This is a genomic window from Actinomadura terrae (assembly GCF_022751215.1).
Taxonomy (GTDB): domain Bacteria; phylum Actinomycetota; class Actinomycetes; order Streptosporangiales; family Streptosporangiaceae; genus Spirillospora; species Spirillospora terrae.
In genome coordinates, this window is the sequence record NZ_JAICDG010000003.1 from 1034149 (window position 1) to 1048573 (window position 14425).

Below are 14425 nucleotides of genomic sequence, written 5' to 3' on the forward strand. Positions count from 1 at the left end.
GTCCAAGCCGCAGACAAACCGGATCCGGCCACCCGACAGGCCCGGATTCACGTGGAGGACGGCAGGTTCGGCACTGATGGGACGTGCAGCCACGCGGGCTCGGCGAAGTTCTTCTGCGGCAGATCCACCTGCACGGGGAGGAAGGCGCCCGGAGGGAGGTCGCCGAACCCTTGCGCGACGATGTCCTGGTAGATCGTGTCGGAGATGATGAGGGCGAGACCGGCCTCGGGATGGTCCGCGAGCGAGCGTCGCAGGACCGGGGAATCGACGAGCCGCCGCACGGCCGTCGGCGGGTGGCCCACCCAGCCGTTGTCGGCCCAGGCGACGTGGCCGCGGTAGAGCGCCGTCCTGATCCGCAGCACCCCGTGCTCGTCGCGGCCCGCGTTGATCCGCGCCAGTCCCCTCGCCAGTCCCTCGACGAGCCGCGGTATCACGTAGGACTCGTCGATGCCCGACGGGAAGACGACGGCCTGGCCGTCGCCGCCGCGCTCCAGATCCAGTTCGTGGGGAGCGATCCCCGCGTGCTCCCACGCCTGCGCGAGCAGATCCGTGAACCGTTCTTGCACGGCGGCGGCCTCGGGGGTGCTGAAACGGCTGAACCGTTCGATGTCGGCGGCGAAGCAGAGCCGCACCGAGGGCGCGCGCAACCCGGCGTTCGACGCGGGTAACGCGTGGACCGCGAACTCCGTGGCCGTTCGGGCGCACGCGTGACACACCTTCGTGCGGACACGGCCCGTGGCGACCGAGACGTCCGCGCGGAGCGCACCCGTGAGGGCCTTCATATCGTCCGGAATCTGGATGACGACGTTCACGACGTACCTGTTCTGGAACGCGCCGGAAGCCGGATTCCCGTGGGCGCCGAAGGTCCAACCGAAAGCGTGGTCGTCCAGCCCCTCGACGGAGACCGTTCCGGGGGAGTCGGTGTACAAGGAGACGGCCTTCGCGCGGCGGTCGTCCAGGCACATCCGCAGATGAGCGGCGACCAGCCGGGAGCTCGCGGGCTGCGATTCCAGTTCCACGCCGATACGCAGCCCGATCCGCCTCGACGCGTCCGGCGGGAAGGGTCGCTCGGCGGCGGCGGGAAACGGCACGGGCTCGGCCAGGTCGGCCACGGCGACTCGCACCGCCCGTTCCCGGAACCACCTCCGCCGAACCGTGTAGAGGTCGACCAACGCGCGGTTCCTTTCAGCGTCACTCGCAGTCTGTCCCATCCGCGTCGCTTTGGGGAACCCTTACCGGACCGGCGGGACGTCCGCCAGGTACCGCTGCGAACCGAGAAGGTACGCGGACTGCCCGGAGATCTGCGCACCGCCGCAGCGGCCGTACCGGATCTCTCCGGCGGTGGCGCTGATCACCGTCGGCACGTCCGGGTCGGCGCCCGCCGCGGAGAGCTCGCGGCGGAACGCCTCGGTGGCCAGGTCGGCGCCGGTGAGCTCGTAGACCTCGAACCTCCTGAGCTGCGAATAGGGCTGACCGGGCACCTCGTCCGGCCCGGCGACGACGGTCCGCAGATGCGAGAAGGCGAGCCGCTGGGCGCTGGGCTCCAGGTGGTCGAGGCCCACCTCGCACAGTTCCTCGGCGAGCTCCCGCCGCAGGCATTCGACGGAGTCCTCCCGATAGGCGCCGCTCGCGAACCAGCTCAGGAAGTCCCGCATCGACGAGGCAGGGAGAAAACCCCGGAGGTCGGCCTTCATGACTCCCGCCAGCGTGTCGATGCGGTCCTCCCGGAATCCCATCTCCTCCAGAAAGCGGCCAGCGGGCCCGAAGTACTTGAACACCCCGCCCGGCGGCCCGTACGACTCGGGCCGGTTGAGCGCCCGGAAGAGCACATGCCGCTCGTCCTGCTTGACCTTCAGCAGCGCCGCGAACGAGACCCGCACGGTCTCGGAGCCCCGCCCCTTCAGAACCCTGCCCACCTGTCCTCCTGCCCATGGGAACGCCCACCCAGTTTGACCCACCCCCGCCCGCCCGCCGGGGTGTCGCGTCCGGCAGGTGTCAGGGACGCGTTAAGACGCGGGGCCGGCGCGTTAAGAACCCGTCAAAGGGCCTTATTTCGCCATCTAGCAGGCGTTTTACTCCATCTTGGCCTCGCGGCCGGCCGGGGCCGCCGTCCATGGAATGAAGGAAGAAGCGATGTCCGACCTGGTTTTCGTGCTGCTGACGCCGGCGGTGTTCGTCCTGCTCGGCCTACTGGTGAAGGGCGTGGAAAAGCTGTGACCGCCGAGAACGCGGTGGGTCTGGTTCTGGCATTCGGGCTGATCGCCTTCCTGGTCGTCGCCCTTCTCTACCCGGAGCGCTTCTAGTGAACTCGACTGTCGCGGGGATCCTGTTCATCGGGTCCCTCGTCGCCGTGCTGGCGGTGGTCTACCGCCCGTTCGGCGACTATATGTACCGCGTTTACAGCGGCCGTTCGCATTGGCGGGTGGAGCGCGGAATCTACCGGCTGGTGGGCGTCAAGGCGGACGCCGAGCAGAGCTGGAGCGGCTACGCCCGGAGCGTGCTCGCTTTCTCGGTGGTCGGCATCCTGTTCCTCTACCTGATGGAGCGCCTCCAGAACCGGCTGCCGCTGTCGATCGGCATGGAGCCGGTGAAGCCGGACGGCGCCTGGAACACCGCGGTCAGCTTCGTCACCAACACCAACTGGCAGTGGTACTCGGGCGAGTCCACGATGGGCCATCTGACGCAGATGGCCGGGCTGGCGGTGCAGAACTTCGTGTCCGCCGCCGTCGGGATGGCGGTGGCCGTCGCGCTGGTGCGCGGGTTCGCGCGCAGGAAGACCGACCAGCTGGGCAATTTCTGGGTCGACCTGACCCGCGGCACGGTCCGGATCCTGCTGCCGATCGCGTTCGTCGGGGCGCTGCTGCTGATCGCGGGCGGGCTGGTGCAGAACTTCTGGAACCCCGGCGACCACGTGGCCGGCACGCTCGCCGGCGGGCATCAGACGATCACCGGCGGGCCGGTGGCGAGCCAGGAGGCCATCAAGGAGCTGGGGACGAACGGCGGCGGGTTCTACAACGCCAACTCCGCGCACCCGTTCGAGAACGGCACCGCGTGGACGAACTGGATCGAGATCCTCCTGATCCTGCTGATCCCGTTCTCGCTGCCCCGCGCGTTCGGCCGGATGGTGGGGCAGAACCGGCAGGGGCACGCGATCGTCTCGGTGATGGCGGTGATCGCCGTGGCCAGTGTGCTGGTGACGCAGGTCTTCCAGCTCCTCCACCACGGGACCGTTCCGACCGCGGCCGGCGCGGCGATGGAGGGCGTCGAGACGCGCCTCGGGGTGTCGAACTCGGGGATGTTCGCCTCGGCGACGACGCTGACCTCGACCGGGGCGGTGGACTCCTTCCACGACTCCTACACCAGCGTCGGCGGCGGGATGCTGCTGTTCAACATGATGCTGGGCGAGGTCGCGCCCGGCGGCGTCGGCGCGGGCCTGTACGGGATGCTGGTGCTCGCGGTGATCACGGTGTTCGTGGCCGGGCTGATGGTCGGCCGGACCCCGGAGTACCTGGGCAAGAAGATCGGCTCCCGGGAGATCAAGCTCGCGTCGCTGTACTTCCTCGTCACGCCCGCCCTGGTGCTGGCCGGTTCGGCGGTGGCGGTCGCCTCCGGCTGGGGCCGTGAAGGGATGGCGAACACCGGCGCCCACGGGCTGAGCGAGGTGCTGTACGCGTTCACGTCGGCGTCCAACAACAACGGGTCGGCGTTCGCCGGGCTCACGGTCAGCTCGGCGGAGTACAACACGGCGCTCGGCCTGTGCATGGCGCTCGGACGGTTCGTCCCGATCGTCCTCGTGCTCGCGCTGGCGGGCTCGCTGGCGCGGCAGGGCGCGGCCCCCGAGTCGGACGGCACGCTGCCCACCCACAAGCCGCAGTTCGTCGGGCTCGTCGTCGGGGTCACGTTCATCCTGGTCGCGCTCACCTTCCTCCCGGCGCTCGCGCTCGGGCCGCTCGCCGAAGGAATCCACTGATGCCCACCCAGACGCTTCAGGCGTCCAGTTCGGCGCCCCGGCCGCCCGCGAAGAGGGGCGGGCGCGGCCAGGGCGGCCTGCTCGACCCCGCGATGCTGGCCCGCTCGCTGCCGGACGCGGCCCGCAAGCTCGACCCGCGCACCCTGTGGCGCAACCCCGTCATGCTCATCGTCGAGGTCGGCGCGGCCTGGACGACGGTGCTCGCCGCCGCGCACCCCAGCGTGTTCGCCTGGCTGATCACGGTCTGGCTGTGGCTGACGGTCCTGTTCGCCAACCTGGCGGAGGCGGTGGCCGAGGGCAGGGGCAAGGCCCAGGCCGATTCGCTGCGCAGGGCCAGGACCGACGCGGTCGCGCGCCGCGTCCTCGACTGGAGGCCGGGCCAGGACGCGCCGCGCGAGGAGCGGGTCGGCGCGACCGAGCTGCGGCAGGGCGACCACGTCGTGGTCGAGGCCGGGCAGATCGTTCCCGGTGACGGGGACGTGGTCGAGGGGATCGCCAGCGTGGACGAGTCCGCGATCACCGGCGAGTCCGCCCCGGTCATCCGGGAGTCGGGCGGCGACCGGTCCGCGGTCACCGGCGGCACGAGGGTGCTGTCCGACCGGATCGTCGTGCGGATCACCCAGCGGCCCGGCGAGTCGTTCATCGACCGGATGATCGCGCTGGTGGAGGGAGCGAGCCGGCAGCGGACGCCCAACGAGATCGCGCTGAACATCCTGCTCGCCGCGCTGACGATCATCTTCCTGCTCGCGGTCGCGACGGTGCAGCCGATGGCGGTCTACTCCAAGGACGGCGACCCGGGCGTGGCCGACTCGCCCGCCCTGGACGGCGCGGGCGTCACCGGCGTCGTCCTGGTGTCGCTGCTGGTGTGCCTGATCCCGACGACGATCGGGGCGCTGCTGAGCGCGATCGGCATCGCGGGCATGGACCGGCTCGTCCAGCGCAACGTGCTCGCCATGAGCGGGCGCGCGGTCGAGGCCGCCGGCGACGTCGACACGCTGCTGCTCGACAAGACCGGGACCATCACCCTGGGCAACCGGCAGGCGGCCGAGTTCCTCCCGGTGAGCGGCGTGGCGGAGACGGAACTGGCCGACGCGGCCCAGCTCTCCAGCCTGGCCGACGAGACGCCCGAGGGACGCTCGATCGTGGTGTTCGCCAAGGAGCGGTACGGCCTGCGCGAGCGCACGCCCGGCGAGCTGGCGCACGCCATCTGGGTCCCGTTCACCGCGCAGACCCGGATGAGCGGCGTCGACCTGGGCGAACCCGGCGTCGACCTGGACGACCGGCGCCTCCGCAAGGGCGCGGCGACCGCCGTGGCCGACTGGGTCAGGGAGCGCGGCGGGAGCGTTCCACCCGAGCTGGGGCGGATCGTGGACGGGGTGTCCGCGTCGGGCGGCACGCCGCTGGTGGTCGGCGAGCAGTCCGGGGACGCGGCGCGCGTCCTGGGCGTCGTCCACCTCAAGGACGTGGTGAAGGCCGGGATGCGGGAGCGGTTCGACGAGATGCGCCGGATGGGCATCCGCACCGTCATGATCACCGGTGACAACCCGCTGACCGCCCAGGCCATCGCGGACGAGGCCGGGGTGGACGACTTCCTCGCCGAGGCCACGCCGGAGGACAAGCTGGCGCTGATCAGACGGGAGCAGGAGGGCGGCCGGCTCGTCGCGATGACCGGGGACGGCACCAACGACGCGCCCGCGCTCGCGCGGGCCGACGTCGGAGTCGCGATGAACACCGGCACCTCGGCCGCCAAGGAGGCCGGGAACATGGTCGACCTGGACTCCGACCCGACCAAGCTCATCGAGATCGTCGAGATCGGCAAGCAGCTCCTGATCACGCGCGGCGCGCTGACCACGTTCTCCATCGCCAACGACATCGCCAAGTACTTCGCGATCATCCCGGCGCTGTTCGTCTCGCTGTTCCCCGGCCTGGACGCGCTCAACGTCATGCGGCTGCACAGCCCGCAGTCGGCGATCCTGTCCGCGGTCGTGTTCAACGCGCTGGTGATCGTCGCGCTGATCCCGCTCGCGCTGCGCGGGGTGCGGTACCGGGCGTCCGGCGCCTCGGCGCTGCTGAGCCGCAACCTGTCCGTCTACGGCCTGGGCGGGATCATCGCCCCGTTCATCGGCATCAAGCTCATCGACCTGATCGTCCAGTTCCTTCCGGGGATGTCCTGACATGCGTCTTCCCAGCTGGGTCCGGCAGCACCTGGCCGCGCTTCGCGCGCTCCTGGTCCTCACGGTGCTGACCGGCGTCCTCTACCCGCTCGCCGTCTTCGCGGCCGGACGGCTGCCCGGCCTGAACGACAAGGCCGACGGCTCGATGCTCGAAGTCGACGGCAGGACCGTCGGGTCGGCGCTCATCGGCCAGTCGTTCACCGGCGAGGACGGGAAACCGCTCGCGCGGTACTTCCAGAGCCGTCCGTCCAACGCGGGCGACGGCTACGACCCGACCGCGACGGCCGCGAGCAACCTCGGCCCCGAGGACGTCGTCGACACCCTCCCCGACCCGAGGCTCACCGCGGCGGGCAAGGAGGACGAGAACGCGAAGCAGAGCCTGCTCACCCAGGTCTGCGAGCGCAGCAGGTCGGTCGGTGAACTGGAGGGCGTGGACGGCTCCCGCCCCTTCTGCACGCGCGGTGGCGTGGGCGCGGTGCTGGCCGTGTTCGGCGACCGCACCACCGGCGGCCGGGTTCCGCACCCCACGCGCGTCGTCAGCGTGAACGAGCAGGAAGGCGTGGTCAAGGCGCCGTTCGTGCCGTCCTACAACGGTGTGGCGGTCGAGCTGGCGAGGTACGGCGCGGACTACGGCAAGGGGCTGATCGTGCCCGTCCGGGGCGGCGCGCCCGCCACCCCCGCCGTCCCTCCCGACGCGGTCACGGCCAGCGGGAGCGGGCTGGACCCGCACATCTCGCCCGAGTACGCGGCGATCCAGACCGCACGCGTCGCCCGGACGCGGGGCATCACCGCCGGCCAGGTCGCCCGGCTCGTCGAGGACAACACCACCGACCGGGCGCTCGGCTTCATGGGGCAGCGGGCGGTCAACGTCCTCAAGCTGAACATCGCGCTCGACCGGCGCTACCCCGTCCGCCGCTGACCGGACGCACGACGAGCGATGCCGGACCGTCCCGTAACTCGCGGGGCGGTCCGGCATCCGGGGCCGGTCAGCGGTGCGCGCGGTCAGCGACCGGGGTCGCGGCCGAACAGCTTCACCGACCAGAGGAAGCCCACCAGGGCGATGCCCGCGCACCAGGCGACGGCCTGGTAGGCGCTGTTGCCGATGGCCTCGCCCATGAGCAGGCCGCGCAGGGTCTCGATCGCCGGGGTGAACGGCTGGTACTCGGCGAACCAGCGCAGGGCGGTCGGCATCGAGTCGGTGGGCACGAAGCCGCTGCCGAAGAACGGCAGGAGCATCAGCAGCAGTGGCGCGTTGCTGGCGCCCTCGGGGCTCTTGGCCGTCAGGCCGAGCGCGACCGCCAACCAGGTGAGCGAGAACACGAACAGCGCCAGGAAGCCCGCGGCGGCCAGCCACTCGGCGGGATTGGCGTTGGGGCGGAAGCCGATCGCCAGCGCGACGCCGATGACGACCACGATGCTGATCGCGATGGAGATCATGCTGCCGATGACATGCCCGACGAGGATCGACGAGCGCGAGACGGCCATGGTCCGGAACCGGGCGACGATCCCCTCGGCCGTGTCCATGGCCACGGAGATGGCGGTGCTGGTGGCGGCGCCGACCGTGGTCATGAGGATGATGCCGGGGGTGACGTAGTCGAGGTACTGGCCGCGGCCCCCGCCGCCGAGCCCGTTTCCGAGCGTGCCGCCGAAGACGTACACGAACAGCAGCAGCAGGACGACCGGCATGCCGATGAGCTGCGCCGTCATGGCGGGGTAGCGGAGCATGTGCTTCAGGCGCCGGCGGATCATCGTCACCGAGTCGGCCAGGGTGTGGGTGCGGACGGCGCTCGCGGTGCTCATCGGACCGCCTCCTCGTCCTTGGGGTCGCCGGTGAGGGTGAGGAAGACGTCGTCGAGGTCGGGGGTGTGCACGGCCAGGTCGGCCGGTTCGATGCCGGCGGCGTCCAGCCGGGCGAGCAGGGTGCGCAGCGAGCCGACGCCGCCGTCGGAGGGCACCTGCAACGTGAGCCGGTCGTCGTCGGAGGCGTCCAGGAAGCCGGTGCCGAGCGCGTCGAGCGCGCCGGTGAGCGCGGCGTCGTCGGTGAACCGGAGGGACACGTGGCCGCCGGGGACGAGCCGCTTGAGCTCCTCGGGCGTCCCCCCGGCGATCAGCGTGCCGCGGTCGAGCACGGCGACCCGGTCGGCGAGCTGGTCGGCCTCCTCCAGGTACTGCGTGGTGAGGAAGATCGTGACCCCGGTGCGGACCAGGTCGCGGACGATCCGCCACATGGTCCGGCGGCTGCGCGGGTCCAGGCCGGTGGTGGGCTCGTCCAGGAAGATGACGCGCGGGTCGCCGACCAGCGTCATCGCCAGGTCCAACCGGCGGGTCATGCCGCCCGAGTAGGTGGACGCGGGCTTCTTCGCGGCCTCGACGAGGTCGAACTGCTCCAGCAGCCGCGCGGCGAGCCGGCGTCCCTCGCGCCGCCGCAGATGGTGCAGGTCGGCCATCAGGACGAGGTTCTCCTCGCCGGTGAGGAGCTTGTCCACGGCCGAGTACTGGCCGGTGACGCCGATGGCCGCGCGGACCGCCTGGGGGTCGGCGGCCAGGTCGTGGCCCGCCACCCGGACGTCGCCGCCGTCCGCGCCGATCAGCGTGGACAGGATCTGCACGGTGGTGGTCTTGCCGGCCCCGTTGGGGCCGAGCAGGGAGAAGATCGTCCCCTCGGCGACGGTCAGGTCGATGCCGTCGAGCACGAGGTTGTCGCCGTAGGACTTGCGCAGTCCGGTGACCGCGATCGCCGGGGGGTTCGCGCCGGTCATGATGATGCTCCTTCGAAACCGCGGGTCAGGGGCCGCGGGTGGCGTCGGCACCCGGGTCGGGGCCGCTGGTCGGCGGGCGCTACTTCTCGGCCGTGCCGCGCTTCTTGCCGAGGGACTCCTGGTAGAGGTCCGCGTAGGTGCGCGAGTCCTTGATCAGTTCGTCGCAGAAGGCGGCGATGTCGTCGCCGAGGAGCTCCCGGGCGCTCCGTCCCGTCGCGGCGCCCTCCTCGAAGAAGTCGACGATCTCCGAAAGCACGGGACCGTCGACCAGGTCGATCGGCCCGACCTTGAAGAGGTACTTCTGGATCTCTTTGTAGACGATCTGGTAGTCCGGCGGAAGCGCCTTGACCCGCGCCATGTGCGACCGCCACTGCTTCTTGCCCTCGATGATGTCCCGGATTCCCATCTCAGCCTCCCAACCGGCCCAGTTTCCTTGCGACATTCCTGTTCAACTGCTCTCGCCACCGGTCGCGGTAGTTCCGAGCCCCTTCCCCGCCGGCCAGCGCCGCGCAGAAGCCCTCGATGTCGTCCCCGAGCACCTCCTGAAGGTTCTGCCCTTCGGCCGCCGATTCTTCGAGCAGCCCCAGGGCGCCGTCGAGAATCGGCATCAGGTTCCGGCCGGTGAAACCCGAGTAGGGGAGTATGTGACTCTTGATCTCTTCCCATGCCGCCCGGTAGTCGGCCGGCAGCACCTCGGCCCGGGCCTCGAACGCCTTCCATTCCCTGGTGAGGTCGCTGCCCGTCATGGTCTCCCAGAACTTCATCTTCCGCCCTCCTTGAGCTTGTCGATCCGTGATGTGATGTACTCCCACTTCGCCCAGAATGTCGCGAGTTCCTCGCGGCCCGCGTCGTTGAGCGCGTAGAACTTGCGCGGCGGGCCGAGTTCGGACGGCCGTTTCGTCACCTGGACGAGCCCGTTCTTCTCCAGCCGCTGGAGAATGGTGTAAACCGTGCCCTCGACGACCTCGGTGAAGCCGAGTTCGTTCAGCCGGCGGGTGATGGCGTACCCGTAGGTCTCCTCGCCGCCGATGATTTCGAGCACGCAGCCCTCGAGCGTGCCCTTGAGCATCTCCGTCACCTGCTTGTCCATGACCCTCCCTCCAGCTACTCGGTGGCGCTGACTACCGCTACAAAGTAACACCGACTACCGGTACTTAGCAACACCGACTAGCTGGCGCGTGCGGGAGGGCCCTCGGCGGGCGCCGCTCTGGTCGGTCAGCCGGCCGTGTCCTGGCTGTCGGGCAGTGCCGGCAGGCCGAGGGAGTCGGCGATGTCGAGGAGGAGGTCGAGTTGCCCTTGCAGCGCCAGGGCCACGGGGAAGCCGGGCCAGCGGGCGGCCAGGTACGTCCCGCACAGGTCCCAGTGGTCGACGGGGATGGTGAGCAGCGCGTTCCTGGCGTCCGGCGTCAGCAGCGCGTGGACCTGGTCGGGCTGGGCGCTGAACACGGAGACACGGGAGTCGAAGGCGGGGTCCCCGCTCAGGACCTGACCCCGGCGGCGCCTGCGGAACCGCAGGCGCTTGGCGGGCTCGACCCGGATGCGGGGCTGCTCGGCGGACAGGCACGCCAGGACGACGGTGTAGGGGTCGGCGTGCTCGGTGTCACCCGAGGTGTATTTGTGGACGTAAACGGCGGCGATCACTTTTCGCCCGCGCCAGGAGCCGTCCATGACCAGCGGGAGAATCGACTCCCCGAACCCCGGCCACGCCCATCCATGGGGATTCCCGCCCGGCAGCACTTCGCCCCATGCGACTTTGCGCACGTCCTGGGCCGTGGTCCAACCATGGTGCCGAGCCCAACGCTCCAACGCCGGTGGAGCGTACGACCGCCTGGATCTGCTGGACATCTGCCGTCCCTCCTCGGGGATCGGCGTGCCCCTGCGCCGAAGAGACCGGCGACAAGTTGTCGTGGCGGTCAGAAGATATCGTTCCAGGAAACTCTCGCTCCGGGAAGCGAATTGGCCCGATGACCATTCCACGGCCGGTTCCGGACGAAGGGATCACCGCCCAATCCCCGCACGAGAGATCCTCGACCTTCCGCCCGCCGCCGACGACCCCGACCTCTGTACCGGGTGTGGCCTGCGCGCGATCTGGAACGCGCCACTCCAGGGGCGCCCGATCGATAGGCGTCACCTATCGAAAAATAAGGCAATTAACAGTGAACCCGATTGATCCGGCCGCCCGTACCCCGGGGCGTAAGAAGGTCGCACGGAAATCGCGATCTTAACCTTTCCCAGAGTCCAGGGAGAAGAAATGTCCGCACGCAGTTTCCCCGCCCGCCGGATCGCCACCGCCGCCGCCCTCGTCGGCGCGGCCGGAGTCATCGGCCTCGGCATGGCCGCCTCGGCCGACGCCGCCGCCCCCGCCAAGGTCACCGTCAAGGTCACCCAGAAGGGCAACTACACCGCCGCGATCTGCGTCGGCGACATTCTTGAGGCCCGCTGCGCGGACGACGTCGGCAAGGGCCAGACCAGAACGTTCACGGTGGCCCCGCCGAAGGGCACCGCGGTCAGCGTCCGCGTGGTCGTCAAGGGCGGCGGCTCGGCGGAGAAGTCGGTGGCGGGCAACAAGAGCCAGCTCAAGTTCGAGACCGCCGGCAGCAAGGCCAAGCCGGTCGTGAAGCAGGTCTGATCGCCAGGGTCGGCAACCGGCCCGCCCCCGGTCCCGCGACCACCCACGGTCGCGGGACCGGAAGCCCGCCCGGACGAGGGTGCACCCCGGGCGACCAGCACCGAGGCCCTCGGTACCGGACGCCCGGTGCGGGTCAACGACGACGTGACGGTGGCGGCCACCCGGCAGGACGACTTCCCCGCGGCGCCGAGGCGCGGATGGCCGACTTCGTCGGCCTCTCCGCCAAGGAGGTCCTCCGGTATTTCGGCAACGGCACCGCCAAGATGATCAGGTACGAGCTCGCCGGGACGGCGAGCACAGGCGCGACGGCCCGGCCCTGCCCTGATCGGATTCCCTGGCGCCCGGGGTAACCCGGGCAAGAAGCAGCAAGGGGAGTCCGAGTGGCCGGCGCGTCAGACCGTTGTAACCCCCCGCCGTATCCCTTGGTGGACACGATCGTCCTATGCCAATCCTCCGAGGGGACAGCATGCGGAAAAGAACGATTCCTATTCTGGCACTGGTCACCGCGGGCTTGCTTCTGGCGATTTCCGCCGGAGCGGACGCGAGCGCCTCGATCTTCCGGGTGGTGCCCAGCGTCGACACCGCCACCGCGCCGATCTCCAACGACTACCTGTTCTCGACGGCGAGCATCACGCCGCAGGACGGGTGGGCGGTCGGTTTCGTCTCGCACCCCGACACCACCGAGCACACCCTGGCCGAGCACTGGAACGGAACACGCTGGACGGCGACGCCATCCCCGGACGGCACGTCGGGAAGCCAGTTCGGCGCCGTCGCGGCCGTGTCGTCCAAGGACGTCTGGGCGGTCGGCCTCCAGAACACCAACCTGGCCCTGGAGAAGAGCGCCACGCTGATCGAGCACTGGAACGGCACCGCGTGGTCGATCGTGCCGAGCCCGAACGCGGGCACCGAGGGCGACCGGCTGACCGGCGTCGCCGCGGTGTCGGCCAACGACGTGTGGGCGACCGGCTATTTCTCCACTTCCACCGACATCCTTCCGCTGTTCGAGCACTGGAACGGCACGGTGTGGAGCGTCGTCTCGGTGCCGAACGTACCGAACCGATTCAACTTCGTCAGGGCGATCTCGGCGGCGTCCAGCAACGACGTATGGGCCGTCGGCTCCACCGTCGACACGCACAGCGGCAACACCGACGAACTGATCCTGCACTGGAACGGCACCCAGTGGACGGTCCTGCCGACCCTGCCCATCGGGCAGAACGATCTGGAAGCGGTGCACGCCGTGTCCTCCAACGACGTCTGGGCCGTGGGCAGGGCACTGGGCGACAACGGCGGAGAGTCGCGCAATCTCGCACTGCACTGGAACGGCAAGGCGTGGAGCAAGGTGCCGGTGCCCAACGTCGGCAACAGCGTCAACCCCAACTTCCTCAGCGGTGTCACCGCCCTGTCCTCCCATGACGTGTGGGCGGTGGGCGCGGCCACCGGCGGCGCCGACGGCGTCAACCAGTCACTGATCGAGCACTGGGATGGCAGCGCCTGGAGCATCGTGCCCAGCCCGCCCAACCCCAACGGCTCCCCCTCCACCACCCTGGGCGGGGTCTCCGCGGTCGCACCCGGCAACGTCACCGCGGTCGGCACCTGGAACAGCGCGCAGCAGGGCAACCCCGGCCTGCGCACCCTCGTCATCACGACCTCACGCGGCTAAGGCAAACCACACCCCACCAAGCGATCAGTGCCACCCCGGAAGACGAGTTCACCCAGCCTGCAACAGACCCGAAAGGGACGGCAGAGCCCGGAGAACAACGACTCCCGGAGTGGCACTGATCGAGGCGAGAGCAGTGTCGACGGCGTCGAAGCCCGCATCTCGCGATGGCGTCCAGCCGAAGAAGCCCCCTGGTCGTCGCGATCGCGCAGCTCCTCCCAAACGCCACCCTGGTTGCCGACGAGATCGTGGGCGAACTGCGTCAACACCCGTGACCGCACTGGTGGAAGGAACAGCTTCGGCCCGCTCCCCGCCACCGCCATGACCATGCCCCTCACGCTCCTGAGCGGCCGGCAAACCGGATCGGCGAACGGCCTCTGATCATCAGCCAGACGCTCAACGGCGCCGAACGCCGCGATCTTTGCCGCCGGTTCACGGCGACCAGCCCGCCAAGGCTGTTCGCGGCAAGCGCGTCCGGAGAACTCAGGGCCGGCCCGCTCGGCATGGCCCGTCAGGGAAGAAGCGCCTCAGCGAGGGGACGGGCCTGCCGCGCGGGACCCTCGGAGCCGAGGGCCTGGACCGACGCGTACACACCCTCCATGATCAGCATGAGGCTGTCGCCGAGCGCGGAGGGGTCGGCGACCGGACGGGTTCGCGCGAGCTCCTCGGCGAGTTCGGTGAGGCGGGCTCGGACCCACGCCTTGAGGTCGACGGCATGCCGGTGACCGGCGACTCCGGCGTCAGGTAGCTCGGCCAAGGCCATGAGGAACGGGCACCCGCGGCAGTTCTCGGGCCTCACCTGCCAGGCCAGTTCGTCGAACAGGCCCAGTATCCGTTCCCGCGGGTCCCTGCCGTCGGCCCGTGTCGCCTCGGAGAACCAGTGCTGGTAGGCGTCCTGGGCGTGTTCGACATATGCGGCGATGAGCCCGTCCTTGGATCCGAACACGCGATAGAGCGTCGTCGGGGCGATGTCGGCCGCGGCGGCGACCCGGTCGACGCCGACCGCGTGGATGCCCTCCCAGTAGAAGAGCTCGTGGGCGACCCGGAGAACGTGCTCTCGCGTCTGCGCGGAGCTACGGCGGGCGGCGGCTTGCGGCGGGGCCATGAGCGCACCGTATCAACGTTAGGGATGTCTCCCTAACGTTTGTGATCTGTGGCACAGCCTGCCCTCTTGTGTAGTCGATCAAGGCGGGCTTACCTTGCTAGGGAACGATCCCTAACATTCGAGGACGCTGT

At 70.0% G+C, this 14425-nt stretch carries 16 protein-coding genes; 7 read left to right on the plus strand and 9 right to left on the minus strand.

Annotated features, from left to right (window positions below):
* Window positions 1–47: 47 nt before the first annotated feature.
* The gene (locus K2F47_RS24400) at window positions 48–1124 is read right to left on the minus strand and encodes a hypothetical protein (RefSeq protein ID WP_242907415.1); all 1077 of its coding nucleotides are present in this window, start codon (window positions 1122–1124) and stop codon (window positions 48–50) included.
* Window positions 1125–1232: 108 nt separating this feature from the next.
* Window positions 1233–1916, minus strand: coding sequence for an SMODS-associated NUDIX domain-containing protein (locus K2F47_RS24405; RefSeq protein ID WP_242907417.1), 684 nt, complete (start codon window positions 1914–1916; stop codon window positions 1233–1235).
* A 297-nt stretch (window positions 1917–2213) separates the two neighbouring features.
* Between K2F47_RS24405 and kdpF the strand changes: the two genes are divergently transcribed.
* The 4 genes from kdpF to K2F47_RS24425 are packed head-to-tail and all read left to right on the plus strand — an operon-like array spanning window position 2214 to window position 7063.
* On the plus strand, window positions 2214–2303 hold the full coding sequence (kdpF, locus tag K2F47_RS24410; protein WP_242907419.1) for a K(+)-transporting ATPase subunit F: 90 nt from the start codon (window positions 2214–2216) through the stop codon (window positions 2301–2303).
* Window positions 2303–3970: a potassium-transporting ATPase subunit KdpA gene (gene kdpA / locus K2F47_RS24415; RefSeq protein WP_242907421.1), complete on the plus strand. Its 1668-nt coding sequence runs from the start codon at window positions 2303–2305 to the stop codon at window positions 3968–3970. The genes kdpF and kdpA overlap by 1 nt, the downstream gene beginning before the upstream one ends.
* A complete protein-coding gene (kdpB, locus tag K2F47_RS24420) occupies window positions 3970–6144 on the plus strand; it encodes a potassium-transporting ATPase subunit KdpB (protein ID WP_272497309.1) in 2175 nt (724 codons plus the stop codon). Before kdpA ends, kdpB begins: the two co-directional genes overlap by 1 nt.
* A gap of 1 nt (window position 6145) precedes the next feature.
* Window positions 6146–7063: a potassium-transporting ATPase subunit C gene (locus tag K2F47_RS24425; protein ID WP_242907423.1), complete on the plus strand. Its 918-nt coding sequence runs from the start codon at window positions 6146–6148 to the stop codon at window positions 7061–7063.
* An 83-nt stretch (window positions 7064–7146) separates the two neighbouring features.
* On the opposite strand, the gene K2F47_RS24430 is transcribed toward K2F47_RS24425, so the two are convergent.
* The 6 genes from K2F47_RS24430 to K2F47_RS24455 form a co-directional block, all read right to left on the minus strand.
* The gene (locus tag K2F47_RS24430) at window positions 7147–7944 is read right to left on the minus strand and encodes an ABC transporter permease (protein ID WP_242907425.1); all 798 of its coding nucleotides are present in this window, start codon (window positions 7942–7944) and stop codon (window positions 7147–7149) included.
* Window positions 7941–8903, minus strand: coding sequence for an ATP-binding cassette domain-containing protein (locus K2F47_RS24435; RefSeq protein ID WP_242907427.1), 963 nt, complete (start codon window positions 8901–8903; stop codon window positions 7941–7943). Before K2F47_RS24435 ends, K2F47_RS24430 begins: the two co-directional genes overlap by 4 nt.
* Before the next feature lie 79 nt (window positions 8904–8982).
* The gene (locus K2F47_RS24440; protein WP_242907429.1) at window positions 8983–9309 is read right to left on the minus strand and encodes a DUF1048 domain-containing protein; all 327 of its coding nucleotides are present in this window, start codon (window positions 9307–9309) and stop codon (window positions 8983–8985) included.
* A gap of 1 nt (window position 9310) precedes the next feature.
* Entirely contained in the window at window positions 9311–9667 is a 357-nt protein-coding gene (locus tag K2F47_RS24445; protein WP_242907431.1) for a DUF1048 domain-containing protein, read from the minus strand.
* Window positions 9664–9993, minus strand: a complete 330-nt coding sequence (locus K2F47_RS24450) for a PadR family transcriptional regulator (protein WP_242907432.1) — start codon at window positions 9991–9993, stop codon at window positions 9664–9666. The genes K2F47_RS24445 and K2F47_RS24450 overlap by 4 nt, the downstream gene beginning before the upstream one ends.
* Window positions 9994–10118: 125 nt before the next feature.
* Window positions 10119–10664: a hypothetical protein gene (locus tag K2F47_RS24455; RefSeq protein WP_242907433.1), complete on the minus strand. Its 546-nt coding sequence runs from the start codon at window positions 10662–10664 to the stop codon at window positions 10119–10121.
* Between the two features lie 490 nt (window positions 10665–11154).
* Between K2F47_RS24455 and K2F47_RS24460 the strand changes: the two genes are divergently transcribed.
* The 3 genes from K2F47_RS24460 to K2F47_RS24470 all read left to right on the plus strand — a co-directional run bounded on the left by K2F47_RS24460 (window position 11155) and on the right by K2F47_RS24470 (window position 13192).
* The gene (locus tag K2F47_RS24460) at window positions 11155–11532 is read left to right on the plus strand and encodes a hypothetical protein (protein ID WP_242907434.1); all 378 of its coding nucleotides are present in this window, start codon (window positions 11155–11157) and stop codon (window positions 11530–11532) included.
* Between the two features lie 197 nt (window positions 11533–11729).
* Window positions 11730–11882, plus strand: a complete 153-nt coding sequence (locus K2F47_RS24465; RefSeq protein WP_242907435.1) for a hypothetical protein — start codon at window positions 11730–11732, stop codon at window positions 11880–11882.
* Between the two features lie 116 nt (window positions 11883–11998).
* Entirely contained in the window at window positions 11999–13192 is a 1194-nt protein-coding gene (locus K2F47_RS24470) for a hypothetical protein (protein WP_242907436.1), read from the plus strand.
* Window positions 13193–13700: 508 nt separating this feature from the next.
* Here K2F47_RS24470 and K2F47_RS24475 read toward each other — a convergent pair.
* Entirely contained in the window at window positions 13701–14294 is a 594-nt protein-coding gene (locus tag K2F47_RS24475) for a TetR/AcrR family transcriptional regulator (RefSeq protein WP_242907437.1), read from the minus strand.
* Window positions 14295–14425: the final 131 nt, after the last annotated feature.